Here is a 26790-nt window from a genome sequence, read left to right on the forward strand (position 1 = left end):
TTTATGCTGGAAAACTCTTTAAAGTTGCTTTTTCTAAAACTAAATAAACAATTATATATTTTAAAATAACAAATACAAAAAAAGATCTACTTAAAAGCATATAAACAAAATGATTATCAAATAATTAATTTTAAAAAAAAATTAAATCAGACTTAACAACATACTTTTATAAAGTTCATAAGTCATACAAACCACCTTAGATAAAGTTAAATTCTTATAAAATTCACATATTATTGATAAAAATTAAATAAAATAACATTTTTATTAATTTTTTCATATAAATAAAATAATATTTATTATATTTACTTTAAAATACCACTGAAAATTCTCACATTTTATTTGTTTAAAACTGACATTAATATTACAACATGAAAAACAAAATCTTTATTTCAGGATTCCTGCTTGCCTCTTTTTTTACATTTGCGCAAGTTGGCATTAACACAACATCTCCAGACGCTTCTGCCGTCTTGGATGTGAGTTCTACAAACAAAGGGATTTTAGGTCCCAGAATAAGTCTTACTTCTGCTACCATGCAGCTTGGTTCGGCTCCTAATGCCGATGGACTTTTAATTTACAATACGGGCCCAACAATAACACCGGGATATTACTTCTGGAATGGATCTGAATGGAGGGTTTTTAATTCTTCGTCTTCGGGAAGCGGTTCTTCTCAGGCTCTTGCCAATGTGGAAAGTATTGCCGTAATGGGACCTCTTACTTCTACTTCAGACAATGGAAGAGCCGGATATGCACTGTCTATAACCACACCGGACGGAAGATTTTCGGTAAGAAAGTTCATCCCTACAAATACAAATTTCTCGCAGGTAAATCTGCAAATAAGAAATAATACTACCGGAGTAGTGGAAATTATATCCAACGGACATTATCTTTGGTCCGGAGCCGGCGGTTATATGCAAAACCAGTTAAGACTTCCTGTAGGTGCATGGGCAGGAGATAATGCAACTTCCAGTGCGTCTCTTATTGATGCTACCACAGGTGCAAGGATACAAACCGCATCTACCAATCCTTATTGGGGAGATCCTGAAACCTATGCCGGAGGTATGCCGGAACAGCGTTTATACTCTTGGACTACTACTGACGGATCTGATAAAACATTTTATAAAATGTATTATATGATGGGTTCTTTTACTCCCGGAAATGCCGGAAATGCAACAAACTGTCCGTCCGGAACCTGTAATACCACCAAAGCATTTTTCACAATCGACCAGATTAAAGCGCCATAGGATTCTAAAAACACCACTGATTTTGAGAGACGTTCCCGGAATGTCTCTTTTTTATTTTTGATGATAGCAATTTTAGATCTGTGCAGATTATGATAAACAGCAATTCTAAATTTAACATAAAATATTTAATAGCATCAAAAAGCATTAAATTTTAATTAATTTATAAAAAATTAACATATTATTACTATAAAAAATTGTAATTTTACAGCATTATTTATACTGCATTATAAATTAATCACCTAAAAATCACTTATTATTATGAAAAAATTATTACGGATTATTACGTTAACAGGTTTTGTACTCATCGTCCAAACAGCATGTAAGAATCAGGTAAAAGAGGAAATTGTAGAACCTGAAAATAATACCGCTATACAACAGGAGCCTGATAAAATTACCCGAGAAGTTTATACAGATGAATCGGGAGAACAGTTGGAAGTAGGTTTTAATGAGACGAAAAATACTGTTGTGGTTCATCTGGACGGTAAATCTTACGAACTTAAAAAAAGCGATGAACTCCCTGATTTTACGGCAGGAGACGCAAATTATCAATATTCTGATGTACGCGGTGAAATCACTTTCCTGAAAAAAGATTATAATATGGTTCTATTCCATCATAAAAAGAAAAAATCTTCTTCGTCTAATACCAAGATGGCTTCTTATTAATCACAAAATTTTAAAGTTATGAAAAAGCTAATCATTTACTTTTGCTCGTTGTTGGTTGTGGCTCTTACGGTTTCCTGCATGAATAAGTCTTCTGCAACCAGTACTTCTGAAAATAATTCTGACATTACCGGAAAAACATGGGAGCTGACAGAACTTAACGGAAAACCTATTCAGCTTAAAAATCCTCAGGTAATACCTCATTTTATGCTAAATACTTCCACGATGAGATATGAGGGTCATGGCGGCTGTAACGGAGTTGGAGGTACTTTTGAGATAAAACCCGAAGTAATGCGCATCAAATTCAATCAGGGTATATCTACGATGATTGCCTGCGATGATCTTGAAACAGAACGTGCATTCACGCAAGCGTTACTTTCTGCGGATAATTATTCTGTGAATGGAAGTACTTTAACGCTTAATAAAGCAAGGATGGCTCCTTTGGCAAAATTTACTTTAAAAAAATAACTAAATTCTTATTTGTAAGAAAAAACACTTCCTTTTGACGGAAGTGTTTTTATTTTAGACTATTTGTTTTTGTAGATAAGACAGTAAATAAGTAATGTAACATTTACAACTACCGAAAATGCATTGGTTAAAATAATAGGCAGTTCATCTTTAAGAAATCCGTACCAGATCCATAGAGAAACTCCTGAAATAAGAACTATAAGCATTCCCGAGGAAAGATCATCGGCATTTTTTTCTTTAATTACCTTTATCAATTGTGGAATCATCGATCCTGAAGTGAGAAGACCGGCAATTATTCCTAAAACATTTTCATTCATAGCTGTTATTTACATCAGATATAGCAAAAATTATGTCAATTGTTAAAAGAATTTTAAAATTTCTAGGATCCCGTTGAAATGATAATCTTTTTTGATTTGTATTTAGCTGTTACTTTTAAACAATAAATTATATTTTTTTGTGAAAATTTAATGTAATAGGTTTATATTTTCAATACTAACTTTTTATTATAAACCTTTTTAGATCAACTTCTTCATGTAAAGGAATATTGTTTTCAATAAAATCATATAAACTTTTGGAGAAATAGCAACCATTTAAAATTCCTCTTGCTCCCAATCCATTGAAAACATATAAATTGTGATGTTCAGGATGTCTTCCAATGATTGGTCTTCTGTCTTTTACGGTTGGACGGAATCCAAAATTGATGTCTTTAATTTCAAAAGGATGAGGATAAAATTCCATCAGACCTTTTTTAAGCTGTTCAACAGCGGACTCATCAATTTCATGATGAAGCTGTTCTCTATCATAAGTACCACCATAAAAATACAACCGATCATTCACCGGAAAAAGAAAGTGCTTTTTCTTGATGGTGATATTTTCCGTAATTTTTTCTGAAAGTTCTATTTTGATATGGTGACCTTTATTGGGATTTACAGGAATATCGGAAAAAAAAGGATTTTGTACCACTCCCATTCCTTCACAAAACAAAATATTCTTGAAAGTAAAATCCTGATAAGTGGATCTTTCTACATTTATGTCTGAATAAACAAATTTTTCTCTGATTAATTTTCCACTTTTATCTAAAAAATCAAATAAACCTGTGAAAAATCCATTAACATTCAATCTTGCAGACTGATTAACCTTTCCTGTAAGAAAGTCGTTTTTTACAACGTTTAAACGATCAAAATTTTTATCTAAAAAATTCAAAAGATCATCATTTCCGGATTTCTTTAACCAAAGTGACTGTTCATTTTCATCATGAAAAATTCTGTGGATGGGTGCATCGATGAGACAGTTTTGTCCTGTGTAATTCTCAATTTCTTTCAAAGTATTTTTAAGGAAATCAATTTGTTCCTGTGCTTTCCAGAAAGTGGTAAATTTTTTAAGCACAACAGGGTTTATAATTCCTGCTGAAACCTGTGAAGCACTCTTCTTTTTTTCAGAAAACATCACGAAAGTCTTGTTGTTTCTGATCAACTGATGCGCAAAGAAAAGTCCTGCATACCCGTCTCCAACGATAATATAATCTACATTCTTCATAATAAAAAAACCTGAGTAAAAATACTCAGGTTTTCTATAATTATCAAGTGAAATCTTAGTAATTCCACATATCATTTTCCATTTGAAGAATCTGCGCCTTAATTCTGTCGCTTTCTTCAATCTGATCATCAGCATCTCTTGGAATGTAGTCTTTGATAACTCCATCACCTAATCCTGTTGAAGATTTAAAGATAACGGAAGAGAATCTTCTTGCGTTAATTAGATCATCAAAAGATAAGTCTGCAGACGAATTTTTTCTGTTGAAAACAAAATTATTCGCTAAAATATCTCTTGCATTTGGATAATAAACCCAGAAAAGATCAATTAAATCATTAGCTCCCGGTAAAGGCTGTCCATCAGGAGTTGTTCTGCCAATTAATTTTGGATCTGGTCCCATTGCAGCAATTCCTAAAGGTCTGTACTTCAATTGTCCGTCTCTTTTATCAATAAACCACATACCGAAGATTTTTAAAACTTTAACTTTTTCAGTTGTAGTTTCGTAAATATCAGTAAGTTCTTTTTTCTCCTGCTCTGTTAACTGACGACCGCTATTTAAAATATTAATAGCTTCGTCATCAACTCTCACATCAACTAATCTTGTCTTGATTTGCTCTGGGGTAAGTCTTTGAACGAAATTTTCATCGTCATATACTTCTTTAATATCTCCGTTTAATGCACCGTCTAGCAATAATTTATACAGAGACTTTGTTTCTGTAGCTAATAAACCATCAGGGTTGTTATAATAGAACGGCTGATTGATCTTGTCATTCATGTCTATAACTTCCCAAACAAACATACTCTTTAAGATATCTTTATCTTCAACAAATCCGTATTCCAATGGTTTTACTTTTTTGTCAATAAGAGTATCTCCAACTTTCATTTTGTTTTCAGCTCTCATTTTTCTGAATTCTTCAGGCGAAGAAGCGTTCAGAATAGTTTGGGAAAACATCATTCCCGAAACTACTACTAAAAGACTGCTAATATATTTTTTCATAATTATTTGTTATTGAACATTAATTAATACCGGTGAAATATTCGGAACGATTGTATTTCCTAATCCAGTAGCTGTTGCTTTAATATCAAAGATATAAACGCCATCCCCAGGTCTTAAGTTTCTGAACATACCTGCTGCTCCTTGTAATGAATTACCCTGAACCTGCATTGATGCTCTACCCGGAACTCTTACCATGAACGAAGTCACGTTAAATGATACAGGGAAATCAAAGTCTGGAATAACAGCCTGAAGTTGCTGATTTTCAACAGAAGTTGCCGGTAGTGTAAGAATATTCTTACCTCTGATCTGTCCTTGTGGCGGAGGTACATTTTTAATTCTGTATTCGAATACCTGAGAAATTGATTTTCCATAAGGATCCGTTCCAGATAACGTTATTTTAAGAATATTTCCTGCACCTGGTCTTACATCCCATTTACCAGGTCCTGTACTCTTAACCGTTGCACCCGGAGCAGATAATGAAAGCTTAGCATTGTCAGCTCCTAAGATAGATCCAGAAACAGGGTTATCTAAGTTTCTGTACATTACATTCATTTTATCAGCAGAAAGTAATAATCCTTTCTGAAGTTTCACTTCCTGTGGTCCAGCAATTACATTATAAGTATGAGTGAAAGGGAAGTTTTGAGCTTTTCCTGTCGCATCTGTTAATGTAATGTTTCCGCTAAATGTTTTCTGTCCAATTCCGCTTGTGTTAAGATTTGCATATCCTTTTCCGTTTTCCTGTCTGCTTACTCCGGAAATGCTTATCTTATTACTGTTTGAATAGTTTCCTAACATTACAACTGCTTCAGCCGGTTTTCCTGCAACTACATCTACAGGCGCAGAAACAATAGCTTCATAGCTTGTAAATTTAATACTTGCATCTACTTTCTCCTGTAGCATTAATGCCAATGCATCAGACTGAACGTTTCTTGCATCATTCTGGATAATTTCTAAGTTAGAAATCGCAGCAATTAATGGCTGATGATAAAACTTGTTTTGGAACCAAGTTTTGTCATTTGGAGATTTTCCTTTTGGATATTCAGCAATTAAAGATTTATTAGCTCTTTCAACTAAGTCTTTTAATTGAGGATTGTTTCCGAAAGTAGCGTTAATGTAATTTCTTACATCATCTATTTTTGCTTTTAATTCCAATGCACCTTTTGAAGGTGTGTTTTCATCTCCTTCTTTAAAGAAATATTCAGTTGTAGCTTCATTATTGTTAAGAGCTGCAAAGTTTTCACTTACATCAACATCTTTTCCCTGTGCATCTTTATCGTGGAATTCTGATTTCTTTTTAAGAACGTCTTTAATTTCCTGAGCAGATTTTACCAAAACGTTGATCTTGTCTCTAAGAACCTGATACTGAGCCCATGGCTGCGCATAAGTATCCGGAACCTGTTGAGCTTTCGCTTCAAGAGTCTTTTCAAAAATCTTTTCGTTTTTTCTTTCAGTTAAAGTTCTTGTTTCATTAAGAGCTTTAGTAGAGTCATAATATGACCTGATGATTTCTGCATCAATATTTAGGGCCATCATAGCGATGAACACCAAATACATCAGGTTGATCATCTTCTGACGAGGTGTCTGTTTTCCTGCTGCCATTCTCTTTTCTTTGTTTTTTGATTAAGTAGTTAAATTAAAAAATGGTTTGGGAAATTAAGACTTCATAGCAGTTAACATACCGCCATAAACTCTGTTTAGATTGTTTAAGTTTGAAGTTAAACCTTGTAATTCCTGATTGAATTTTTCTGATTGTTCAGCAGATTTTTGCATATCTGCTACGTACTTATTAGTAAACTCAGATTGTTTTTTAGTGCTTTCCATTTGCATTGCATATAAAGCATTCATGCTTTCCATGTGCTGCGCTGCTTTACTTAACTGCTCATTATATTTATGAGTAGAAGCAGAAACGTCAACAGTCTGGTTGATCTGGTCTACAGAACTTGAAAATTTATCGATTCCTGTTCTTAATCTTTCAAATAACTGAACATCAAGTTTAGCATCCTGAAGCATTTTGTCTAATTTGGTTGAAAGAGAATTTTCTAATTCAGCAAATTGAGCAGAGTTGCTTTTAGATATGTTTGAGTGTAATGGATTTGGGTTCGCGTGTTTATCTAATAATTCAGGATAAACATTTTCCCAAGCATAAGACTCCTCGGATTTTGGCGGGTCGAAAGCGAAAATGATGAAGATGATAGCTTCCGTAATAAGTCCCACTGTAAGGGCCATGTTTCCGTTAATTGGTCCCAAGGTAATGTGAGTAATTTTAAGCCAAGCTCCAAGAATTACAATTGCAGCACCGAATGAATAGAAGAAATTCATCCAAGCATCTTTAGTCTTAAACATATAAGTTAGTTTTTTTTAATGTTAAATAAAATTTATCGAAAAATAGTGATGATTGAATTATCTGTTAACTTTTCTTGGTTTAACAGCAGCTTCAGGAATATCCTGTACAGTTCTGAATCCGATATAGCTTCTTGCAGAGTCTTTTCTTTCCCAGTCTCTTGCACCGTTCATAAGCATATATCCTACATCTTTCCAAGATCCTCCTCTGATAGATTTCTTAGTATCTGCCAAATCTTTCGTAGAAGGATTTAAAGTAGATGAGAAGCCGTATGAAGAGTTGTTGTAATCAGACGATGTCCATTCAGAAACGTTTCCAGCCATATCAAATAACCCAAACCCATTTTTCTTAAATTTCTTAACTGGAGCTGTATATGTATAAGTACCTTTTTTGTCGTCTTCCATATAGTTACCTCTCTTAGGTTTGAAGTTTGCCAGATAGCAACCTCTGTCGTCCATTAAATAAGGACCTCCCCAAGGATAAGTAGCATTTTGCATTCCACCTCTTGCAGCATATTCCCACTCGATTTCTGTAGGCAGTCTGAACTGCAATGGTCTTTGTTTTCTTCTTTTTAAGCTTTCGTTATAATCAGATTTCAATTTAGATCTGAAGTTACAGTATGCTCTTGCCTGATCCCAAGTTACCCCAACTACAGGATAATCTTTGTAAGCTTTGTGCCAGAAATACTGCTCAAACAATGGCTCGTTATAAGCAAAATGGAAATCTTTTACCCAAACAGTTGTATCCGGATAAATAGCAATGCTTTCACTTCTAAGATAGTTTACACCTCTTTCTTTTTCAGCCATTGCTACATCCATATCTCCCCATCTGTAAGTATATTTTAATTTACTAACGTCAAGGATTCTTTCATTACCGATTCTTGAAGAAGCTGGTAAATACATAGATTCTAAAACTTCCGCATATTCTACATCCGGATATTTAGATGTATTCCAGTGCAAAGGAACTTTCCAGTCGATTTTTTTCGTTGGATCGTAGTTTCCTTCGTTTCCACCGCCTTGTCCTTCTAAATATTCCTGATATGGTGTTAAATTTTCTTCTTTCTGTGCAAGGTATGCATAATCTCCGATGCTTGTTCCTTTACCTTTACCTTCACCACCTTCTCCGGCAGCTTCAGCTAATAAAGTTCTTGCAATAGAATCTCTTACATAATTGATAAATACCCTGTATTCCGCATTAGTAGTTTCTGCTTCATCCATGAAGAAAGAAGAAACAGTAACAGTTTTTGCCGGAGCCTTTTCAGGACTGTTTGTGAAATCCTGATCAGTTAATCCTGCAACAAACGATCCTGCAGGAATAGCTACCATTCCGTAAGGTCTTTCTGCAACAAATGATTTTGTTTTTTCTCTAGGTATCAATTCTCCTTTTGTTCCCGGTTTACCTACTGAAGAGGCTCCCCCACCTGAACAAGATACCGATGCTACCGACGCAGACAATAATAAAAGAAATATCCTTTTCATGTTAATTTTTATAATTAAGCCGTAAATATATAATTTTTTTAAGAAACTTTTAAGATTTTTTTTGAAATAACGGAAGAAATCTAAATTTATTTTATTTACAAGTAATTTTTATTCCACAGTTACAGATTTCGCAAGGTTTCTTGGCTGGTCTACGTTAGCTCCTCTGTACACTGCAATGTAGTATGCCAATAATTGTAGAGGCACTGATGCAACGATTGGAGAAAAACATTCTGATGTTTCCGGAATTTCAATAACGTAGTCTGCCATTGCACTTACCTGCGTATCTCCTTTATTTACAACAGCAATAACTTTTCCTTTTCTTGCCTTAATTTCCTGAACATTGCTTACAATTTTATCATAATGTCCTTTTTTAGGAGCAATGATAACAATTGGCATATTTTCATCAATTAACGCAATTGGACCGTGCTTCATTTCTGCAGCAGGGTAGCCTTCAGCATGAATATAAGAGATTTCTTTTAATTTTAAAGCACCTTCAAGTGCAGCCGGATAATTGTATCCTCTTCCCAAATAAAGGAAATTGGTTGCACTCACAAAATCCTTTGCGATATTTTGTACCAGATCGTGAGTCGTACCCAAAACATCTTCTATTTTTTTAGGAATGGCATCCAGTTCGGCAATTAAGCTCATAAATTCGGCGTTTCCTAAATTCCCATTATGCTTCCCTAATTTAAGGGCTATTAAAGAAAGAATGGTTAACTGTGCAGTAAATGCTTTTGTAGAAGCTACTCCGATTTCAGGACCAGCATGTGTGTAAGATCCAGCGTCAGTAATTCTTGCAATAGATGAATCTACGACATTACAAATACCGTAAATGAATGCTCCTCTTTCTTTAGCCAATTTTAAGGCGGCCATAGTATCTGCAGTCTCACCTGACTGGGAAATTGCAATTACAACGTCTTTATCTGTGATAATTGGATTTCTGTATCTGAATTCAGAAGCGTATTCTACTTCAACAGGAATTCTGGCATATTCTTCAATTAGATATTCTCCAATAAGTCCTGCGTGCCAAGAAGTTCCGCAAGCAATAATAATGATTCTATTGGCATTTTTAAATTTCTCGATATGATCCCAAATTCCAGCCATTTTGATAACTCCTTCATCTACGAGAAGTCTTCCTCTCATCGTATCGTGAACCGATTTAGGCTGTTCGAAAATTTCTTTCAGCATAAAATGCTCATATCCTCCTTTTTCAATCTGCTCTAAACTTAATTTGAGTTCCTGAATTTCCGGTTCAATTTTAGAGTTCTCACTGATGGTTCTGATGTCCACTCCATTTTCAAGAGAAATTGTTGCCATATGACCTTCTTCAAGATAAATAGCTTCTTTAGTGAATTCTACGAATGGTGATGCGTCTGAAGCGATAAAATATTCTCTCTCACCGATTCCTATCGCCAAAGGAGATCCTAATCTTCCTACAACCAATACGCCAGGAAAATCTTCATGCATTACTGTGATTGCGTAGGCTCCATATACTTCATTAAGAGCATATCTTACTGCGGTAGGAAAATCCATTTCAACATTAAGATCCATGAAGTACTGAACAAGGTTTACCAAAACCTCTGTATCTGTTTCAGATTTAAAGGTAAAGCCTTTATCAGTAAGCATCGTTTTAATCGTATCATAATTTTCAATGATGCCATTATGAACAAGTGCTATTTTTCCGTTATTAGATAAATGAGGATGAGAATTTCTGTCGCTGGGAACACCATGTGTAGCCCAACGCGTATGTCCCATACCAATTTTTGCAACTCCTTTTAACTGACTGGAAATATTTACCAAATCATCTACCTTGCCTTTTGTTTTCTCAACTTCAAGTTTATTTTCCGCATTTTCAAGAACAATTCCGGCACTATCGTACCCTCTGTATTCTAATCTTCTAAGACCGTTAATTACAATATCGTAAGCGTCCTGAAAACCTGTATATCCAACGATTCCGCACATATTTTTATCAAGTGTATTTTAAATTATTTTGTACCGTAAATTACTTTTAACTGAACTCTGTTTGGATTTCCTGCCTGTGATCCCACAAAAACAGCTCTATTTGTATTATATGGTGTTGTAGTAAATTTGTATCCTGCTAAACTGGTTCCATCAGAATTGGTCTGGAAAGATCCCATATCAATTCTAAAATATTTTGTAGTATTGTCTGCTGAAGTTTCTACAAAATCTTTAACCGATTTGGTAACTATAAAATCATAATATGTAGGATTTTTATCATAATCAAAAATCTTATAAATACTATAATCGTTAGAACCTGCTAAATTTAGTATATCAGAAGTAAAAGCTGTTATAGTTTTATCTGGGGTAGATGAACTGAGGTCTTTATATTTTTGCACAATCGTAAGTTCTCTTGGCTTAGAAAGATTATTATTCCAATCTGTAGGATCTGTATATATTCTCACTTTAGCACTAATTATAGCCGCTTTGTCGTTTTGATACAATTGCTTAAGCTGATTAATAGTTGCATCTGGAATTTTAATTCCTATTGATGGACCTCCCATTCCTTGTAAAAATAGTTTTGGAGCACCATTATTTTGATTTCCAATTGTAGCCGACGCCCATGCAGAACCAGTTCTGTCATATTGATATTGCCCAATATGTGTATTGGCAGAACCTAATGCAAATGAATATGTTGTCTGCGGTCTTGTAGTAGTCCCATTTTCTGTTTTATCATACTTATAGTACATGATAAGTTCCATATCGTTTGGTGAGAACTGGAATAAATATCCATCCTGTTCGTCAACAGAAATTCTAAGGCCCTTAAAGTATCTTATGAAATTTGAAGCATCCTGAAGTTCAGGCTGATCTTTCTTAGCTATAATTTTACTTTGGAAAAAATTTTTATCCAACGGAATTCTGATTCCCGGAGTTGATGCAGTAAATAAAGCTGCTCCGCCATCATCTTTGGTAATAGCAACAGAACTCACATATCCTTTAAACTGCTTTGATCCCAAATCTGAACCAATATCAAAAGTCTGATTAGATTTGGCACTATCAGAAACACCTTTTAAGAATGTATTTACTTCATGAACTCTTAAATTAAATGTTTTTTTCGCCTTCCCAAATTTTAAAACAGGATATGTATTTACTACTTTTTTAGCATTAACACTCCCGTCAGCGGCTGTAGTGTAAGTATAACTATCATCTACTGTATTGGTTGTAACACTGTCAGTAGCGTATCTAGGTTTCATAACCAAAACTACTGAGTCGACTACTGCATTTGTCCCAAAATCAGGATCGTATGTTGACAGTCTAAGCTGCGTCAGATAAGAAGCTTTCTGCATTCCGAATTGTCCTTCATTGAAAGCACCTAAGACAGCATACGTTAATTTAGAGGCATCACTTCTGATACTATCATTATTGTTTATATTGAATGCAGTAACATCAAAAGATTTTTCATTTCCCTGTGCAGCACCATCTAAGAATAATTGTTCCCCCAATGTATCTGCATCTGGCTCACAGTTATAAAGTAATGCACTTCCGAAAACCACCATAGAAAAAACGGTGATTGCTTTTTTAATAGTATGAATCATTAAAAATGTGTTTTTTAATAAATTTGATTTATAGAATCTACGTCAAGATATTCCGATTTGGGAGTAGAACTTTCGTTGAAAGCTTTATCTAAGTCTTCATCTAAAAATTCATCTCCTTTTACAACCAAATCTACGTAGTTCATGCTTTCGATCACAAAAGATTTTACACTCGGATTATCTAACGCTTTTAATCCTGAAATATTATCAAACTTCAGTTTTTCGTCGATATTGGAAGCCAAAGATGCATCTTTCTCATTGTATAATGAAAGAACGATTTTCGCATCCTTGAAGTAAGTATCTGTTTCGTAATAGGTTTTCAGATAAATTGGAACAAAAGAAGCCATCCATCCGTTAAGATGAATAACATCCGGAACCCAATTCAGTTTCTTAATGGTTTCAATTACTCCTCTGGCAAAAAATATTGCTCTTTCATCATTATCCTCGAAAGGCTGTCCTTCATCATCAAAATAATATTGTTTTCTTTTGAAATACTCTTCATTATCGATAAAGTAAACCTGAAGTCTTTCCCCCGGAAGAGACGCTACTTTAATAATAAGAGGCTGATCCAGATCATTAATAATAATATTCATTCCGGAAAGTCGGATCACCTCATGAAGCTGGAATTTCCTTTCACTTATCTGTCCAAATCTTGGCATAAAAACTCTTACATCATTGCCTTCTTGGTGCATCTTAAGTGCCATTTTGTTTACCACTGCAGCCATATTTGTATCTTCCTGATATGGATACATCTCTGTAGTAATGTACAGTATTTTTTGATTCGGCATAAACTTCTATCTAATTTTTGTAAAAATGCTTTAATGCGCAAAATTACGAAAAAACATTCATTATTATTTTAATTAACATTTTTTTACGATAATTCCCTTTGTCAAATTATTAAAACTAAGACTTCATGTATCATAATTATATGATATTTTTAGTATTTTTGAATTACTATTAAAATAAGCTATGGAAGTTCTAAAAAATAAAAAGGTTCTTCAGGATTTCATTGAAAGACAGAAAGAAATGGGCAAAAAGATAGGTTTTGCACCTACCATGGGAGCCCTTCACGACGGACATTTATCCCTATATAAAGCAGCCAGAGAAGAGAACGATCTTGTGGTATCATCAATTTTTGTTAATCCTACTCAATTTAATAATCCGGAAGATCTTGAAAAATATCCAAGAGATATCAACAGAGATATTTCTATTCTTGAAAAATCAGGTTTGGTTGACGCTGTTTACGTTCCTGAAGTTACAGACATTTATCCTGAAAAAACAGAGAGTCAGCATTATGATTTTGACGGACTGGAAAATGAAATGGAAGGAAAATCCCGACCGGGACATTTTGACGGTGTCGGAACGGTCGTAGAAGAACTTTTCAGTCAGGTAAAGCCCGACAATGCTTATTTTGGAGAAAAAGATTTCCAGCAACTGGCAATTATCAAAAAAATGGTTGAAAAGAAAAAACTTCTGATTAACATCAAGGGTGTTCCCATTTACAGAGCAGAGAACGGACTTGCTTTAAGCTCCCGAAACCAAAGACTTCATGAAGACCGAAGAGTAGCCTCTGCTGTTATTTATGAAACACTTAAAAAAGTAAACGATTGGTTCAGAGTCATCACCGTTCCGGAAATCAAATCCAGAGTACAGGATATTTTTGATCAGCAGAGAGGAATGCAATTGGAATACTTTCTAATCGCCGATGAAGAAACACTGAAAGAAACAGACTTTTTTTACAAAGACCGAAAATTCCGTGCATTTATTGTAGTTGTTGTGGATGGAGTGAGACTAATTGACAATATGCACCTGAATTAATTTAATCAAATTCAAATCATCTTAAAATAACAAGCGTTGCTTTTTAGCAACGCTTGTTATTTTTATCTACTTCTACAAATGAAGACAGTAGATTATATAAAAAATCAAAGGCTTCTTACGAAGCCTTTGAAACACCAAATCACAAAATATTAATATGAAAAAAATTTACTTTTCAGTAAACTTGTGACCCGGCTGGGATTCGAACCCAGGACCCATACATTAAAAGTGTATTGCTCTACCAGCTGAGCTACCGAGTCGGTCACTTAATTTGAATTTACTTTAAAAAGTAATATTCTTTTTTTAAGAGCTGCAAAGATACGAATTATTTCGTTCCTGCAAAATTTATTTTTCAAAATCAAAGGCTTCTTGAGAAAGCCCTTGAAACACCAAATCACAAAATATTAATATGAAAAAAATTTACTTTTCAGTAAACTTGTGACCCGGCTGGGATTCGAACCCAGGACCCATACATTAAAAGTGTATTGCTCTACCAGCTGAGCTACCGAGTCGGTCACAATTAATAGACTAAATATAAAATTAAAATTTTAAACTTCACTATTAATTATTCAAATTTTCTGCATTGTGCCTGCGACTGGACTCGAACCAGCACATCCTTAGGAAACCACCCCCTCAAGATGGCGTGTCTACCAATTTCACCACGCAGGCAATAAAAACTACAAAAATCTAGTAATCTTTTTTTGCTTGTGACCCGGCTGGGATTCGAACCCAGGACCCATACATTAAAAGTGTATTGCTCTACCAGCTGAGCTACCGAGTCGGTCACTTTATCAACGATTAACACAGTGATAATGTCCCTCGTTTTTAGTGGTGCAAAGATATGAGTTTTTTCTTTATCTCAAAACTTTTTTGCAAATTTGTTTAAAAAAAATTCATGATAATTTCACTGGTCGGATACATGGGAAGTGGCAAATCTCACATTTCCAAAATATTAAGCGATAAACTCAATTTTAAATTAATTGATCTGGATAAAGAAATTTCCAAAAGAAACAAAATGACAATCCCCGAAATCTTCGATAAAAAGGGAGAAATCTATTTTAGAAAGCTGGAAAGAGAGACATTAGAAGAAATTCTTGCGTCCGAAAAAAATACAATTTTAAGTCTTGGCGGAGGAACTCCTGTTTACTATAATAATATGGAAATCATCAACCATAATTCAAAAAGCGTTTTTTTAAGAGCTTCTGTTGCTACTTTAGCAGAAAGACTTTCTAAACAGAAGGAAAAAAGACCTTTAATTGTAAATATTACTGATGAAAATCTTGCAGAATTTATAGCCAAGCATTTATTCGAAAGGAATGATTTTTATAATAAAGCACAGGTCAGCGTAATTACAGACAACAGAACTCCGGAAGATATTGTGAATGAAATAACAGAAAAGCTCTATCTCTAGAGCTTTTTGTTAATCTTCGTTTTCAGAGTCGTCCCCATTTTCGCCAAAGAAATCGTCCCAGTCCGTAAAATCTGAGGCAATATCATTTTCTACGTAATCGTCCATATCTCTGCGGTCTTTTTTCGTAGGTCTTCCCTCACCTTTATTCCGGTAATAATCCTGAGACATTTTACGCATTTTTAACAGCTCATACTGTTCCTTATCGGTTACATCCTTTATATGAAGAGGAACAAGCTTTGCTCCGATCCTGCTTTTAGGAATCTGAATTACTTTAATTTGATAATCAATCTGATTTTTACGGATCTTAATCACATCTCCTTCCTTCACCTCTTTAGAAGACTTTACAACCGACGCACCGATAGACACTCTGTTCTTTTTAATCTCCTCAGTAGCAATGGTTCTGGTCTTATAAAAACGAATGCTCCATAAAAATTTATCTATTCTCATAATTTTTTATACTTTTGTCGTTATATTATTTGTAAAGTAATTAAAGTTTTTTGAAAAATGAAAAAAATATTTTTATATATCCTTGCTGGATCTCTTTGTTTCACGGCATGTAAAAAGGATGATGAAGTTGAAACATTTGTAGAACCGGAAGATATCTCGGTAAGAAATTCATATGATGATCAGGCGATCCAAAAGTTTATGAATGACAATTACCTTGATTCACAAGGAAATATAAAAGCATTCAGCTCTACAGATACTTCTGATGATAATGAGAAAAAATTATCTGAGCTGAGTCCTGTAAAACTTTCTTCCGGGGTTATTTATATTGTAAGAAACGGAGCACAGCCAACTTCAGGAGTAACTCTTGAAACGAATCCTGAAGCAACAAACGCCACTCAGATCAGAACGATGATGAGAGCAAACTATTACCTTGCAACAAATACCGATGGTAATGTAGCATTTACAACATCAGGAGTTTTAGCCAACACAATCAACGGAAGTGGTTCTCCTTTAACTGATCCGTTGTTTTATTATGTGAAGAAAAAAACAATGACGGATGCTACAACTGATGCTGCCAAACTAAGAAAATACTACGAAATAGAAGGTCTTCAGGAAGGATTAAAGTATTTTCAGGGATATGCAAATCTATCAGACGGAGACGCATATAATTTACAGGGGGTAATTATCGTTCCTTCAAGAGCTGCTTTCGGAAGAGATACACACTATAATTATACAGGGTATTCACTCCAAAATAATTGTTTTGTATTCAATTTTCAAATTTACAAAGCTAATCAGAGACCTGTTTTAGAACAATAAAAAATAAAGCGCTTCCCAATAAGAAGCGCTTTTTATTTGCTTAAAATTAATACTTAGCTTTCTGCTTTACATTTCCTAAAATATCCGGAAAATAGAGATCTGCTAAATGATCAAACTCGTCGCCCCTCATGAACATTGTGGCATCTACTTCTTCGTAAGAACTTCTTCCTGCCGCTGCAATCAGCTCATTGCATGTATGAAGCGTATTTTTATGAAAATGATACACTCTTTCCGCTTTATCCGTAACATCAAGTCCTTTAATTAACATTTTATCCTGAGTAGCAACTCCTGTCGGACACATATTATTATTACACCTCAAAGCCTGAATACAGCCCAAAGAGAACATAAATCCTCTCGCATTATTACACATATCTGCACCCATCGCGATTGCTCTTAAAATGTCTAGACTTGTAAGAACTTTTCCACTTGCAATCACTCTTAATTTACTTCTTAAATTATAATTATTCAGCGTTCTGTTAACAAAAATCAAAGCAGGTTCCAAAGGCATTCCTACTCCATCTGAGAACTCAGGTGGTGCGGCTCCGGTTCCTCCTTCTGCTCCGTCAATGGTTATAAAATCAGGATAAATCTTCAGAACATTCATCTGAACGCAGATATCTTCAAATTCTTTGGTATCGCCGATGCACAACTTAAATCCAACAGGTTTTCCTCCTGAAAGTTCTCTTAACTGCTGTACAAACCTCAACAAACCTGCAGCATCGGAAAAAGAAGTGTGTGAAGGCGGCGAAATAATCGTCATTCCCGGAGTGACGTGACGGATTTTGGCAATTTCAGGTGTATTTTTAACAGCCGGTAAAACTCCGCCATGACCTGGTTTTGCCCCTTGAGACAATTTAATTTCGATCATCTTTACATTGGGTAAAGTGGAATATTTTTTAAACAATTCCGGATTGAATTTCCCTTCTTCATCACGACAGCCGAAATATCCTGTTCCAATCTGCCAGCAAAGATCGCCTCCTTCCAGATGATGCGGAGAAATCCCTCCTTCTCCGGTATTATGGTAAAAATTTCCCTTTTTTGCGCCTCTGTTTAAAGAAATCTGAGCGCGGTCGCTTAAAGCCCCGAAACTCATTGCCGAAATATTAAATAACGAAGCATGATAAGGCTGAGAACACTGCTCTCCTCCTACCCAGACTCTCGGAAGCTCTTCCATCGGAGATTTTGCATAAATGGAATGCTTAATTCCTTCATATTTTCTGTGGTTAACTTCCAGTTGTGTTCCGAAAGGCACGGTATCACTCAAATTTTTGGCTCTTCTGTACACCGCAGATCGCTGATTTCTCGGAAAAGGTTTTCCATCGGTCTCTCTTTCAATGAAATATTGCTGCATTTCCGGTGAAATACTCTCAAAAAAGTATCTGAAATAGCCCAAAACAGGAAAATTTCTTAGAATAGCATGTTTAGATTGGGTAATATTATAAATTCCGATTGCATACACAATGGTTAGCAAAACAGGAATCCACCAATCTGCCCTTATTAAAAAAGCAACCGACCACGCAACGACGAGAATAATAGCTCCCCAAAGCAAAAATTTGTCTCTCATATCATTTTGAATTTTACCAAAGTTAAAAAATTTAAATTGATATGAACGGCTTGAGAAACATCAAAAAGATGAATGAAAGAAGTTATTTTTGGATTAAATGTGATGATTTCAGGTTTCGATTTCATTAAAACAAAAAAAGACATCACTCTGATAGCAATGCCTGAATTATTTTAAATGAATTATTTAAAGAATATTATATTTTCTCCAGAAAACTCTCAAAGGAATTCATCACAGAAACCGTTCCGTCCGCTTCTATTTTTTCAAGCTTTAAGAATTCAATCTGATTGACTGAAGCCTGATCGAAATTCTTCTGAACCCTCACATAATTCTCTGTGAAGCCAAACATTTTCCCGTCTTTGTTTTCGTGTTCCCAAAGTACAGGAAGTGTTTTTCCAAGCTGGGTCTGGTAAAATGCCATCTTTTTCTTTTCAGATAAAATTCTAAGCATTTTATTGCGTCTTTTTCTTTCCGGAATCGGAACTGCGCCTTCCATTTCTGCCGCTTCCGTATTTTCTCTTTCAGAATAGGTGAAAACGTGAAGATAAGTTATTGGAAGCTCGTTCAGGAAGTTGTATGTTTCCATGAACAGCTCTTCTGTTTCTCCCGGAAAACCGACAATTACATCCACGCCGATCGCTGCATCCGGCATTACCTCACGGATTTTATTGACTCTGTCGGTATATAATTTCGTTAAATAACGGCGTTTCATTTTTTTCAGCAGTTCATCACTTCCCGATTGTAAAGGAATATGAAAATGCGGAACAAAGCTTTTGCTTTTCGAAACAAGTTCTATGCTTTCGTCTTTCAGAAGATTCGGCTCGATGGAAGAAATACGGATTCTTTCGATTCCTTCAACCTGATCAAGCTCAGAAATTAAATCTAAAAAAGTATGTTCGTGTCTTTTGTTTCCAAATTCTCCTTTTCCGTAATCTCCGATGTTTACGCCTGTAAGAACAATTTCTTTGATGTCTCTTTCAGCAATTTCTTTGGCATTTTTCAATACATTTTCGATGGTATCAGAACGGGAAATTCCTCTTGCCAAAGGAATCGTACAGTAGGTACATTTGTAATCGCAGCCGTCCTGAACTTTCAGAAAAGCTCGTGTTCTGTCTCCGATGGAGTAACTTCCGATAAAAAAATCTGTTTCTTCAATTTCGCATGAATGAACGATCCCTTCGTTTTCAGATTTCTCCAGATCATCAAGATAGCTCAGAATATTGAATTTTTCTTTGGCCCCTAAAACCAAATCTACCCCTTCAATCTGTGAAATTTCCTCCGGTTTCAACTGTGCATAACATCCCACGATTACAACCAGACCATCCGGATTGGCTTTCATGGCTCTTTTTACGTGAAGTTTGCATTCGCGGTCGGCATTTTCAGTTACCGAACAGGTATTGATAACATACACATTCGCCTTTTCATCAAAACTTACCTTTTCGTAACCTGCTTCTGTTAATTGACGGGCAATGGTAGATGTTTCCGCAAAATTTAATTTGCAGCCAAGAGTATGAAATGCGGAAGTTCTTTGAAATTGAGACATTTATTGATTCTGAATTTTGTGGGTGCAAAGATAATCATTTTAAGATGAATTCTGAATTGATTCAGTCTATTATAGTGTCATCATAAAATTGATAGAAAACGGAAAACAAAAATTTCAGACCGGAAAAACAACACGTAAATCCTAAAATGCTATTTAAAGTTTTATTTACCCACAAAAGTCGCAAAAGATAAATTAAATTTTTAAAAACCCTTGATTTTTATTGTATTAGGCGTTTTGGTTATTCCGTAAATACGCTGCATTATTATCTTTTGCCTCTTTTGCTGCTAATTCTGAAAGTGGTTTTAAGCAAGGCTACAATTAAAAAACTAAATGTAGTCCTGCTTACATTGACAGAGTTTTTTCTTTAATTATTCTTTTACAAGATGCGCTGTGCAGATATAAAAATGTATTTAACTCCGGGAATTCCTTTTGTGTAGCAAAACCATTTAAGCTCGTACCAACTTGTATTATTAATTGAAATAACGATTCTCGAATTGGTTGGCGCCACCCAACTTACCGGTGCAGAAGATAAACTCAGACTGCTTCCATTGTTTACAGAAACATCAGTTGCTGTTGTATTTCCTACTACCGAAATATCAATATTTGAAACGTAGGCTACATTTATTGTATTACCTGTGAGGTTTTTTATTCTTGGTACATATTCAGCCGCGGAATATATTAAAACATCCATTAGAATACCATCATCTATCGACAAAAGATTAGAAGAAATGGAAGAGTCATTAGAAACGTTTTGAGAGAGATGTCCAGCAATGTAACTGTCTGTTAAAGTAAAAGTTTTTGAAAGTACAGTCGCTCCTCCGGTAATAGTGACTACATCTCCACTACTGTTTACTCCAAGAGGCTTTCCTTCTGATGTATTCGAAGAGCTGTTAAGATTACTGAATCTTAAGCCGGATGTTCCGTTGGAATCGGATTTAATTTCCAAGGTGTTCCCAGGAGTGGTGGTATTAATCCCTACTTTACTATTCTGAGCGTAAAATAAAACTGTAGGAAAAACTGCTAATAGAGAAATAAATTTGATTTTCATAATGTTATTATAATATTTGATTAATATTTTAAAATGATAATAAGTATAATTACAGCACAACCTGATGTTTTGTAAAAGATTTTGCTGAAAATAGCTGCCATTTGTTAAAAAAATGATACAATAACGTGCTTTATCAGATTTTTTTATAAATTCGTGCTTTCAAATCTTTTCGACTTTTAAGGTTCGCACAGGCAAATGAATGCCCTTATTACCTACTTGTAAAACAAGAATATTCTTAAAAGAAGATTTGAATCTTTACTTCCGTTTATTTTCAACAAAGATAATTTTACTTCTGCTCATCACTGAAATAGAAACCTCATTAATATTAGCCAATAATGATTATTGATTAATACATATATATATTGTAAAATGGAAAAAAAACACAAAATGAAAAAATTGATAAAAAAGCTCATAATCAATAAAATAAGAATATCAAAAGTGATTAATGACTTATCTAAAGCGCATTCCCAATATCTTTTAACAGATAACAGAGCACTCCGGGAACGCCAGATTTTAAAGCTTAAAAAAGAATTAGCGGAAAGATATATTTATTTGATGTGTATTATACTTCTATTGCATATTACCATTTATCTAACGGTTATGAAAGATATTTTTTTGGTATATTATCTATCAGCAGGGGTTATTTTATTGCTATTGACATTGGTTTGGCTAAGAACATGTTACTACAATCTAATGAATAAGATACTGCATACATATTTCATTATTGCTCCTTTATATGCATTTTACATCATCCTAAAGTTTTGGAAAGTATCCACAGGACAATGTGTGTGGCTCATCCCCCTTCCTTTTGGAGCTTATATATTTTTCGCTAGAAAAGAAGTTATACTTTACTCTTTATACTGCTGCTTCATTATAATTCTTGGGTGTATGCTCAATAAATTCTTTACGTTTAACTTTACAAAACATATTCCCGAAAAGATACACTGTAAGGACACTCTTCTGATTCTATCCAACATTCTTGTCGTTGGTTTGTTAGCCTATTATAAAGATGAAATGAGGGAAGTTAACACCCTCATCAAAATAGAAGAAAAGGAAAAAATTATCCTTCCGGTTACCCTTAATGAAAGAGTACTGGAAATGGCAGATTCTCTTTTTGAAAAAATAGAACATGAAGTTGTAGGTAATAAACTTTTTACCAACCCGGATCTGAATATTTCGACACTGAGTACAATACTGAAAATAAGTAACAATTATATTTCAAAAGCAATAAGAGTTCATGGTTATACTAATTTCAACCATTATATAAACACACACCGCATCTCCTATGTAAAAAAAATAATAGAAGAAAGTGATATGAAAAAAATAACGCTCATGTATATTTATACTGAAGCAGGCTTTACCAGCCAGTCTACGTTTAATCGTGTTTTTAAACAACTGGAAGGTATAACTCCTTCGGAATATATGGAAAATTCCGAAAAACAAAAAAACTCATTTAAAATGTGACTGTTGACGATTTATCTGGGGCATCTGTTTATGATTATTGTCTGTATTCGTCTCTTACCTCAGAATTGTTCTGGTAACAAACGAGAGACGAATTTTGAATTTCAGGTTCATCAATTTGCTGCAAATCCCTGATACATTGTTCTCTGATATTCCACAATTCATCTAAGCTGTAAGTGATGTGTTCTTCATTCAGCCATTTTTCAAGAAAATCTTTGTGAAATGAAACTTTCTGAACCCCAATTTCGTTGAATTCTATTTCCCTTTCAATCAGTAGTTTATCTTTAAAATGATGATAATGTGAGCTGCGGTTTGTAAAATCGTAATATTCGTTATCAATTTTGAGATAATTATGCGCTTCCGGAATGTATTTCAAATTAAATTTTTGCAAAGTACCGCTAATTTTCGGAGTGTATTCTGCATCCATTTTAAAAATTCCAAGAATCAGCTTTATATCGCTATGATGATTTTCCAGAGCAAGTTTTCTCAGGGCGGCGTGTTTTGTGCTGCAGGTTCCGCCAAAATCATCAAAAACACATTCGGTTCTGCTTTTATCATTATTTCTTTTGTAAGGAATCATCGAAACATATTGGCACGCAGAATGAAAATCTGTGATGTTTCTATTTAAAAATTCATCAGAAATAATTCCTTTATTTTGAATGGTAAAGTTCTTTATTACTGTTGTCTGAATTTACTGATCATTTCAGAATTAAATTCCTGCGATTTGTTTCGCGGAATAGAAAGACTTTTCCAATCTTCATTCTTCATCATTTTTGCGATATACACAATCTGCCCGATATGATAAGGATAATGCGCCAACTGACGGAAAACAGCATCCATAAATGTATGTGCTTCATTTCTTATGTAAATTAAGGAATGTACATTTTCATCATTCATCTGGTTCAGAGCGTCAAAAAAACATTTCCAGCCTTTTTCCCAATATTCCAGAACCTCAGCTTTTGTTTTAAAAGTATCAACAAATTCTTCATCCCTGTTCCGCCATGATTTTTCGCCGTCTTCGGTTAAAAAATTAGTCCATCTGGATAACATATTTCCGGCGATATGCTTAACAATAATGGCTATAGAATTGCTTTCTTCATTAAACTGCCAGAAAATCTGTTCATCCGAAAGCTGCCCGAAAGATTGATCTCCGAGCATTTTGTAATATTCAAAACGTTTTATCAATAAATCCTTCATGATGTAAGTTTGAATATCTAAGATAAGGATTTTATAAAACAAAAACCGTTACACAGGCAACGGTTTTCTATTGACTTCTGAAAATTATTCCCTGTTTTTTACCATTACCCAACCTGAATACTTGAATAAGGTGTTCTTCTTATCATTTTCGTTCCAAGAAACCGAATACCAGTAAGTTCCTGTTGGGACTTTTTTGCCTCCGATGGTTCCGTCCCACGTATAGTTTCTGAATTTATCCGCCTTGAAAACAAGTGTTCCGTATCTGTCGAAAACACTCAATACCAAATTCTGTTTGTATCCTAAAGCTGAATAATCGATCACATCATTTACTCCGTCTCCGTTTGGTGTAATTACATTTACCAAATTAGGAACAACCACAGTAATATCAATCGGTTCACAATTGTAGGCATCTTTTACAAAAACTCTGCTGTCTCCTCTCGGAAGGTTTGTAAATACGTTGGAATCCTGCCATTTGATTCCGTCAAGAGAATATTTGTACGGAGCGGTTCCACCTGAAACATCTACCGTTATGGTATTATTGGTAATATCAACTGATGAAATTACCGGCTGTTCCGAAGCATACACTTTTACACTTTGCTTGGTAATACAGTCGCCGCTTTTTAATTTCACCCAATACGTTCCTACTCCTACATTATTGATGGTCTGTGTGGTTGCACCTGTACTCCACTCATAGCTCGTAAAGCCGGAACCTGCATCCAGTGTGGTTCGGTCTTCCATACAGATGATTTTGTCTTTCAGGACATTGGAATATACCGGCTGAATGACTACTAAATTCACTTTCGCAATTGCAAAACAATTGTTAGAATTAAATACTTTGATGTAAATAACGCCATTTGGAGCGATGTAATTTGAGAATAATACAATTTCATTGGTTCCGTTTTGGGCATCTGCTAAAGAAGGATAATATTTTTTAGTCGTTCCGCTTTGCGTGGTGACGGCTGCAAGACTGAGATTAAATGCTCCCGTTGAAGGATTAGCTTCAATAAAACAGGTTCTTAAAGTGGCCTCAGTAACCACAACAACCGGATAAAATTTCAGAATAATCTGTGCAATAGCTACACAACCATATTGAGAAGTAATTTTCACATACACCGTTCCTTCTGCCGAAACGAAATTAGTGGTGTTCGTAATGGGATTTATTCCCGCATTAAGATCTGAAAGTGAATTATAATAAACCTTCACCGCGGTAGGATCTCCAAAAACAGCAGCGGAAGTTAAATCGTAAGTTCCGGTTCCGGCATTGTTGTTATTACAGCTGTAGAGCGTAACATTGGTTCCTGAAATATTTCCGTATTTAAATTTGAAAGCTCCCACCTGTCTGCAGGAATTAATAGGGTTATTCGGGTTTGCAGGATCCTGATAATGGATACTGTAATAATATGTTGTGGCAGTATTAACGGTAATCGGTGACACAATAGGATTTGCTCCGGAAAGTGCTTCATTCTGTGAAGTATGATAACTGATCTGGAAATTGCTGTTGCCATTAAGAATACCGGAAGACAAGGTACTGAAATTAAAAACCATGGGATTTTCGCAGACAATAATTTCTCGCGGATTCGCAGGATTGGCAGCCGGAACTCCGGGCGGAAGAAAAGGCTGAGTCTGAATGTTAGGATCCGTAAAAGGTGAAGCCAACGTTGCCGTTCCTCCCCAATTTAGAGAAAACGGAGCCATTGTAGGATTAAAAACATCTACCCAGTTATCTATGTACAAATAGTAAGTCTGCCCCGGTAAAACATCCATATATTTACAGTAAGGTGTTAACGATCCTCCTGCAGCACTAATGATGGTGCTCGTCATATTCATGCCTGTAGAAGCTCCGACTCCGATAACGGTGGCTGCATTACAGCGAACCGGAGAACCAAGACTTGAACAGTTTACATTCGGCCCGTAAATCGCCCAGTCGTAATCTGCTCCCGGATCTGTAGGAACGAGATCGAAAGTAAGCGTTCCGCCTGTTGCAATGGTAAATTTATACCAGATTGAATTGTGCTCACCGGAAGATAAACATCCTCCTAAATTTTCATTAACGGCCCCGATTCCCGTCGGAGAATACGTTATACTGGAATTTCCGCATACCGCAAGTGCTGATGAACAGTCTGCCTGAGCGAAAATAAAAGATGAAATAAAAAGCAAGAAAAGAAGTAGAGTTTTTTTCATATCATGTTGAATTTGGTTATTAATTTATGAGGTAATTTGTTGTCTATCAAATATAAACAATTCCAATTAAAAATAACAGATTCAACGAAAATAATTCAATAAAAGTTGATTAAAAATGAAATATTTCCAGCGATTACTTGATACTTGTGATATTTCCGCAAAGATTTTCGAGATGAAAAATCTTGTGAAAAGGGCTTTTTACCTTTTGCAGATGTTCTTTATCCTGAATAAAAGTATAGCGCGAAGCGATGGAATTCATATCCGAAACAATAACGAGCCAACATTCGTCGACCGAAGTATCGTAGTAAGGAAATTTTTCGTTCTTTTTTTCAATCAGCTCTACAATTTTCTCAGAACATAATTCATCAAAAAGATTCATATTGTATTCATGGGTAATAAAAACATTTCTGCGGTGGAAAGACTTTCGGATTCCTTTTACATTTCCTGCAGGTTTTCCTTTTTTGATGCTTTTACAGATATTTAAAATAATTTCCTGCTGATTTTCCAGAGAATCCAGTTTGATATTTGAGTGAAATTCTAAAAAATAAACACCACGAAATTTCGTAGTGTCTTCCTGTTCCAATAGTATTTCTGCCTGACGGAAAATCTTGTTCAGATTGCTTTCAACTTTCTTCATTTCAAGATGATTGATTACTTCGGTAAGTTCGATTCCGATTTTCTTGTCGTTGAATTTTGCGATAAAGTCGGGGCTTTCGCAGGTTAAATCTTCAAACTTAACTTCAGGGAAATGATGCATAAAGGAGTTGAGCAGTAAAATTTCCGCTTTCTTTTTATATTTTTCGCGGTCGTGAAGCGGAGATTCGTCGATCTTACGGTGATACTTTTCTATCGGCTTCTTTTTCAAGTGTCGGTTCAGATAATATAAGCTCAGATTTTTAATTAAATCTTCATCAGAAAATGCCTTTTTCATCTGCTTATTATTTTATTGTTATGGAAGACATAAAGCTTCCGGTTTCAGATCATGAAGTTTTGATTATCAAAAATTTACCTATTAAAGGTAAATAAAAAACAGATTCAAAA

General features: G+C 34.9%; 24 protein-coding genes and 4 tRNA genes. 7 read left to right on the forward strand and 21 right to left on the reverse strand.

The annotated features are described in order from the left end of the window. The first annotated feature begins 368 nt into the window (after positions 1–368). The 3 genes from H6W52_RS13840 to H6W52_RS13850 all read left to right on the forward strand — a co-directional run bounded on the left by H6W52_RS13840 (position 369) and on the right by H6W52_RS13850 (position 2369). The gene (locus tag H6W52_RS13840) at positions 369–1241 is read left to right on the forward strand and encodes a hypothetical protein (RefSeq protein WP_116098746.1); all 873 of its coding nucleotides are present in this window, start codon (positions 369–371) and stop codon (positions 1239–1241) included. 258 nt (positions 1242–1499) lie between these two features. Next, positions 1500–1904, forward strand: coding sequence for a hypothetical protein (locus tag H6W52_RS13845; protein ID WP_116098747.1), 405 nt, complete (start codon positions 1500–1502; stop codon positions 1902–1904). Between the two features lie 18 nt (positions 1905–1922). After that, positions 1923–2369 carry an META domain-containing protein gene (locus tag H6W52_RS13850; RefSeq protein ID WP_185144421.1) on the forward strand — a complete coding sequence of 149 codons (447 nt, stop codon included), beginning with the start codon at positions 1923–1925 and terminating at the stop codon, positions 2367–2369. 59 nt (positions 2370–2428) lie between these two features. Here the strand turns inward: H6W52_RS13850 and H6W52_RS13855 are convergent, their stop codons facing one another. From H6W52_RS13855 to H6W52_RS13895, 9 genes are all read right to left on the reverse strand, one after another. Then, positions 2429–2686 (reverse strand): SemiSWEET transporter, encoded by a 258-nt coding sequence (locus tag H6W52_RS13855; protein ID WP_087711702.1) that lies wholly within the window; start codon positions 2684–2686, stop codon positions 2429–2431. Positions 2687–2861: 175 nt separating this feature from the next. Continuing rightward, entirely contained in the window at positions 2862–3905 is a 1044-nt protein-coding gene (locus tag H6W52_RS13860) for an NAD(P)/FAD-dependent oxidoreductase (RefSeq protein WP_116098749.1), read from the reverse strand. Positions 3906–3960: 55 nt separating this feature from the next. After that, positions 3961–4899, reverse strand: coding sequence for a gliding motility protein GldN (gene gldN / locus H6W52_RS13865; RefSeq protein WP_116098750.1), 939 nt, complete (start codon positions 4897–4899; stop codon positions 3961–3963). A 9-nt stretch (positions 4900–4908) separates the two neighbouring features. Then, positions 4909–6498 (reverse strand): GldM family protein, encoded by a 1590-nt coding sequence (locus tag H6W52_RS13870; protein WP_116098751.1) that lies wholly within the window; start codon positions 6496–6498, stop codon positions 4909–4911. Positions 6499–6552: 54 nt separating this feature from the next. Then, positions 6553–7242 carry a gliding motility protein GldL gene (gene gldL / locus H6W52_RS13875; protein WP_116098752.1) on the reverse strand — a complete coding sequence of 230 codons (690 nt, stop codon included), beginning with the start codon at positions 7240–7242 and terminating at the stop codon, positions 6553–6555. A gap of 57 nt (positions 7243–7299) precedes the next feature. Further along, complete coding sequence (gene gldK / locus H6W52_RS13880) at positions 7300–8718, reverse strand: gliding motility lipoprotein GldK (RefSeq protein WP_116098753.1); 1419 nt, start codon at positions 8716–8718, stop codon at positions 7300–7302. 108 nt (positions 8719–8826) lie between these two features. Further along, complete coding sequence (glmS, locus tag H6W52_RS13885; protein ID WP_116098754.1) at positions 8827–10680, reverse strand: glutamine--fructose-6-phosphate transaminase (isomerizing); 1854 nt, start codon at positions 10678–10680, stop codon at positions 8827–8829. 23 nt (positions 10681–10703) lie between these two features. Beyond that, the gene (locus H6W52_RS13890; RefSeq protein WP_116098755.1) at positions 10704–12272 is read right to left on the reverse strand and encodes a DUF4270 domain-containing protein; all 1569 of its coding nucleotides are present in this window, start codon (positions 12270–12272) and stop codon (positions 10704–10706) included. 14 nt (positions 12273–12286) lie between these two features. Next, positions 12287–13057: a glycogen/starch synthase gene (locus tag H6W52_RS13895; protein ID WP_116098756.1), complete on the reverse strand. Its 771-nt coding sequence runs from the start codon at positions 13055–13057 to the stop codon at positions 12287–12289. 181 nt (positions 13058–13238) lie between these two features. Between H6W52_RS13895 and panC the strand changes: the two genes are divergently transcribed. Further along, entirely contained in the window at positions 13239–14087 is an 849-nt protein-coding gene (panC, locus tag H6W52_RS13900; protein ID WP_116098757.1) for a pantoate--beta-alanine ligase, read from the forward strand. A 184-nt stretch (positions 14088–14271) separates the two neighbouring features. Here the strand turns inward: panC and H6W52_RS13905 are convergent. The 4 genes from H6W52_RS13905 to H6W52_RS13920 all read right to left on the reverse strand — a co-directional run bounded on the left by H6W52_RS13905 (position 14272) and on the right by H6W52_RS13920 (position 14865). Continuing rightward, positions 14272–14344, reverse strand: a tRNA-Lys gene (locus tag H6W52_RS13905). Between the two features lie 179 nt (positions 14345–14523). Then, positions 14524–14596 (reverse strand) — tRNA-Lys (locus H6W52_RS13910). Positions 14597–14670: 74 nt separating this feature from the next. Then, positions 14671–14753 (reverse strand) — tRNA-Leu (locus H6W52_RS13915). A gap of 39 nt (positions 14754–14792) precedes the next feature. After that, positions 14793–14865, reverse strand: a tRNA-Lys gene (locus H6W52_RS13920). Between the two features lie 114 nt (positions 14866–14979). On the opposite strand from H6W52_RS13920, the gene H6W52_RS13925 reads away from it, so the two are divergent. Then, positions 14980–15495 (forward strand): shikimate kinase, encoded by a 516-nt coding sequence (locus H6W52_RS13925; RefSeq protein WP_116098758.1) that lies wholly within the window; start codon positions 14980–14982, stop codon positions 15493–15495. Between the two features lie 9 nt (positions 15496–15504). On the opposite strand, the gene H6W52_RS13930 is transcribed toward H6W52_RS13925, so the two are convergent. Continuing rightward, the gene (locus tag H6W52_RS13930) at positions 15505–15942 is read right to left on the reverse strand and encodes an RNA-binding S4 domain-containing protein (protein ID WP_076392689.1); all 438 of its coding nucleotides are present in this window, start codon (positions 15940–15942) and stop codon (positions 15505–15507) included. A gap of 57 nt (positions 15943–15999) precedes the next feature. Here H6W52_RS13930 and H6W52_RS13935 point away from each other — a divergent pair, with 57 nt between their 5' ends. Beyond that, positions 16000–16758 carry a hypothetical protein gene (locus tag H6W52_RS13935; protein WP_087712009.1) on the forward strand — a complete coding sequence of 253 codons (759 nt, stop codon included), beginning with the start codon at positions 16000–16002 and terminating at the stop codon, positions 16756–16758. A gap of 46 nt (positions 16759–16804) precedes the next feature. Here H6W52_RS13935 and H6W52_RS13940 read toward each other — a convergent pair whose 3' ends face one another. From H6W52_RS13940 to H6W52_RS13950, 3 genes are all read right to left on the reverse strand, one after another. Further along, positions 16805–18322 (reverse strand): FMN-binding glutamate synthase family protein, encoded by a 1518-nt coding sequence (locus H6W52_RS13940; protein WP_076392693.1) that lies wholly within the window; start codon positions 18320–18322, stop codon positions 16805–16807. A 193-nt stretch (positions 18323–18515) separates the two neighbouring features. Continuing rightward, complete coding sequence (gene mtaB, locus H6W52_RS13945; protein ID WP_185216757.1) at positions 18516–19862, reverse strand: tRNA (N(6)-L-threonylcarbamoyladenosine(37)-C(2))-methylthiotransferase MtaB; 1347 nt, start codon at positions 19860–19862, stop codon at positions 18516–18518. Between the two features lie 376 nt (positions 19863–20238). Further along, positions 20239–20910, reverse strand: a complete 672-nt coding sequence (locus tag H6W52_RS13950; protein ID WP_116098760.1) for a hypothetical protein — start codon at positions 20908–20910, stop codon at positions 20239–20241. Positions 20911–21798: 888 nt separating this feature from the next. On the opposite strand from H6W52_RS13950, the gene H6W52_RS13955 reads away from it, so the two are divergent. Continuing rightward, entirely contained in the window at positions 21799–22374 is a 576-nt protein-coding gene (locus H6W52_RS13955) for a helix-turn-helix domain-containing protein (protein WP_157967255.1), read from the forward strand. A 34-nt stretch (positions 22375–22408) separates the two neighbouring features. Here the strand turns inward: H6W52_RS13955 and H6W52_RS13960 are convergent, their stop codons facing one another. The 4 genes from H6W52_RS13960 to H6W52_RS13975 all read right to left on the reverse strand — a co-directional run bounded on the left by H6W52_RS13960 (position 22409) and on the right by H6W52_RS13975 (position 26680). Beyond that, the gene (locus H6W52_RS13960) at positions 22409–22951 is read right to left on the reverse strand and encodes a hypothetical protein (RefSeq protein WP_185144422.1); all 543 of its coding nucleotides are present in this window, start codon (positions 22949–22951) and stop codon (positions 22409–22411) included. A gap of 95 nt (positions 22952–23046) precedes the next feature. Continuing rightward, complete coding sequence (locus tag H6W52_RS13965) at positions 23047–23568, reverse strand: DUF1572 family protein (protein ID WP_116098761.1); 522 nt, start codon at positions 23566–23568, stop codon at positions 23047–23049. Positions 23569–23652: 84 nt separating this feature from the next. Beyond that, positions 23653–25749 (reverse strand): T9SS type B sorting domain-containing protein, encoded by a 2097-nt coding sequence (locus tag H6W52_RS13970; RefSeq protein WP_116098762.1) that lies wholly within the window; start codon positions 25747–25749, stop codon positions 23653–23655. Positions 25750–25882: 133 nt separating this feature from the next. Further along, complete coding sequence (locus H6W52_RS13975) at positions 25883–26680, reverse strand: hypothetical protein (RefSeq protein WP_087712020.1); 798 nt, start codon at positions 26678–26680, stop codon at positions 25883–25885. Positions 26681–26790: the final 110 nt, after the last annotated feature.

Source organism: Chryseobacterium sp. C2(2020) (assembly GCF_014218915.1).
In the GTDB taxonomy this organism is placed as follows: Bacteria; Bacteroidota; Bacteroidia; order Flavobacteriales; family Weeksellaceae; genus Chryseobacterium; species Chryseobacterium mucoviscidosis.

Coding starts and splice junctions, on each gene's coding strand:
- H6W52_RS13840 (WP_116098746.1), top strand. CDS start 369: ATGAAAAACAAAATCTTTATTTCAGGATTCCTGCTTGCCTCTTTTTTT.
- H6W52_RS13845 (WP_116098747.1), top strand. CDS start 1,500: ATGAAAAAATTATTACGGATTATTACGTTAACAGGTTTTGTACTCATC.
- H6W52_RS13850 (WP_185144421.1), top strand. CDS start 1,923: ATGAAAAAGCTAATCATTTACTTTTGCTCGTTGTTGGTTGTGGCTCTT.
- H6W52_RS13855 (WP_087711702.1), bottom strand. CDS start 2,686: ATGAATGAAAATGTTTTAGGAATAATTGCCGGTCTTCTCACTTCAGGA.
- H6W52_RS13860 (WP_116098749.1), bottom strand. CDS start 3,905: ATGAAGAATGTAGATTATATTATCGTTGGAGACGGGTATGCAGGACTT.
- gldN (WP_116098750.1), bottom strand. CDS start 4,899: ATGAAAAAATATATTAGCAGTCTTTTAGTAGTAGTTTCGGGAATGATG.
- H6W52_RS13870 (WP_116098751.1), bottom strand. CDS start 6,498: ATGGCAGCAGGAAAACAGACACCTCGTCAGAAGATGATCAACCTGATG.
- gldL (WP_116098752.1), bottom strand. CDS start 7,242: ATGTTTAAGACTAAAGATGCTTGGATGAATTTCTTCTATTCATTCGGT.
- gldK (WP_116098753.1), bottom strand. CDS start 8,718: ATGAAAAGGATATTTCTTTTATTATTGTCTGCGTCGGTAGCATCGGTA.
- glmS (WP_116098754.1), bottom strand. CDS start 10,680: ATGTGCGGAATCGTTGGATATACAGGTTTTCAGGACGCTTACGATATT.
- H6W52_RS13890 (WP_116098755.1), bottom strand. CDS start 12,272: ATGATTCATACTATTAAAAAAGCAATCACCGTTTTTTCTATGGTGGTT.
- H6W52_RS13895 (WP_116098756.1), bottom strand. CDS start 13,057: ATGCCGAATCAAAAAATACTGTACATTACTACAGAGATGTATCCATAT.
- panC (WP_116098757.1), top strand. CDS start 13,239: ATGGAAGTTCTAAAAAATAAAAAGGTTCTTCAGGATTTCATTGAAAGA.
- H6W52_RS13925 (WP_116098758.1), top strand. CDS start 14,980: ATGATAATTTCACTGGTCGGATACATGGGAAGTGGCAAATCTCACATT.
- H6W52_RS13930 (WP_076392689.1), bottom strand. CDS start 15,942: ATGAGAATAGATAAATTTTTATGGAGCATTCGTTTTTATAAGACCAGA.
- H6W52_RS13935 (WP_087712009.1), top strand. CDS start 16,000: ATGAAAAAAATATTTTTATATATCCTTGCTGGATCTCTTTGTTTCACG.
- H6W52_RS13940 (WP_076392693.1), bottom strand. CDS start 18,322: ATGAGAGACAAATTTTTGCTTTGGGGAGCTATTATTCTCGTCGTTGCG.
- mtaB (WP_185216757.1), bottom strand. CDS start 19,862: ATGTCTCAATTTCAAAGAACTTCCGCATTTCATACTCTTGGCTGCAAA.
- H6W52_RS13950 (WP_116098760.1), bottom strand. CDS start 20,910: ATGAAAATCAAATTTATTTCTCTATTAGCAGTTTTTCCTACAGTTTTA.
- H6W52_RS13955 (WP_157967255.1), top strand. CDS start 21,799: ATGCTCAATAAATTCTTTACGTTTAACTTTACAAAACATATTCCCGAA.
- H6W52_RS13960 (WP_185144422.1), bottom strand. CDS start 22,951: ATGATTCCTTACAAAAGAAATAATGATAAAAGCAGAACCGAATGTGTT.
- H6W52_RS13965 (WP_116098761.1), bottom strand. CDS start 23,568: ATGAAGGATTTATTGATAAAACGTTTTGAATATTACAAAATGCTCGGA.
- H6W52_RS13970 (WP_116098762.1), bottom strand. CDS start 25,749: ATGAAAAAAACTCTACTTCTTTTCTTGCTTTTTATTTCATCTTTTATT.
- H6W52_RS13975 (WP_087712020.1), bottom strand. CDS start 26,680: ATGAAAAAGGCATTTTCTGATGAAGATTTAATTAAAAATCTGAGCTTA.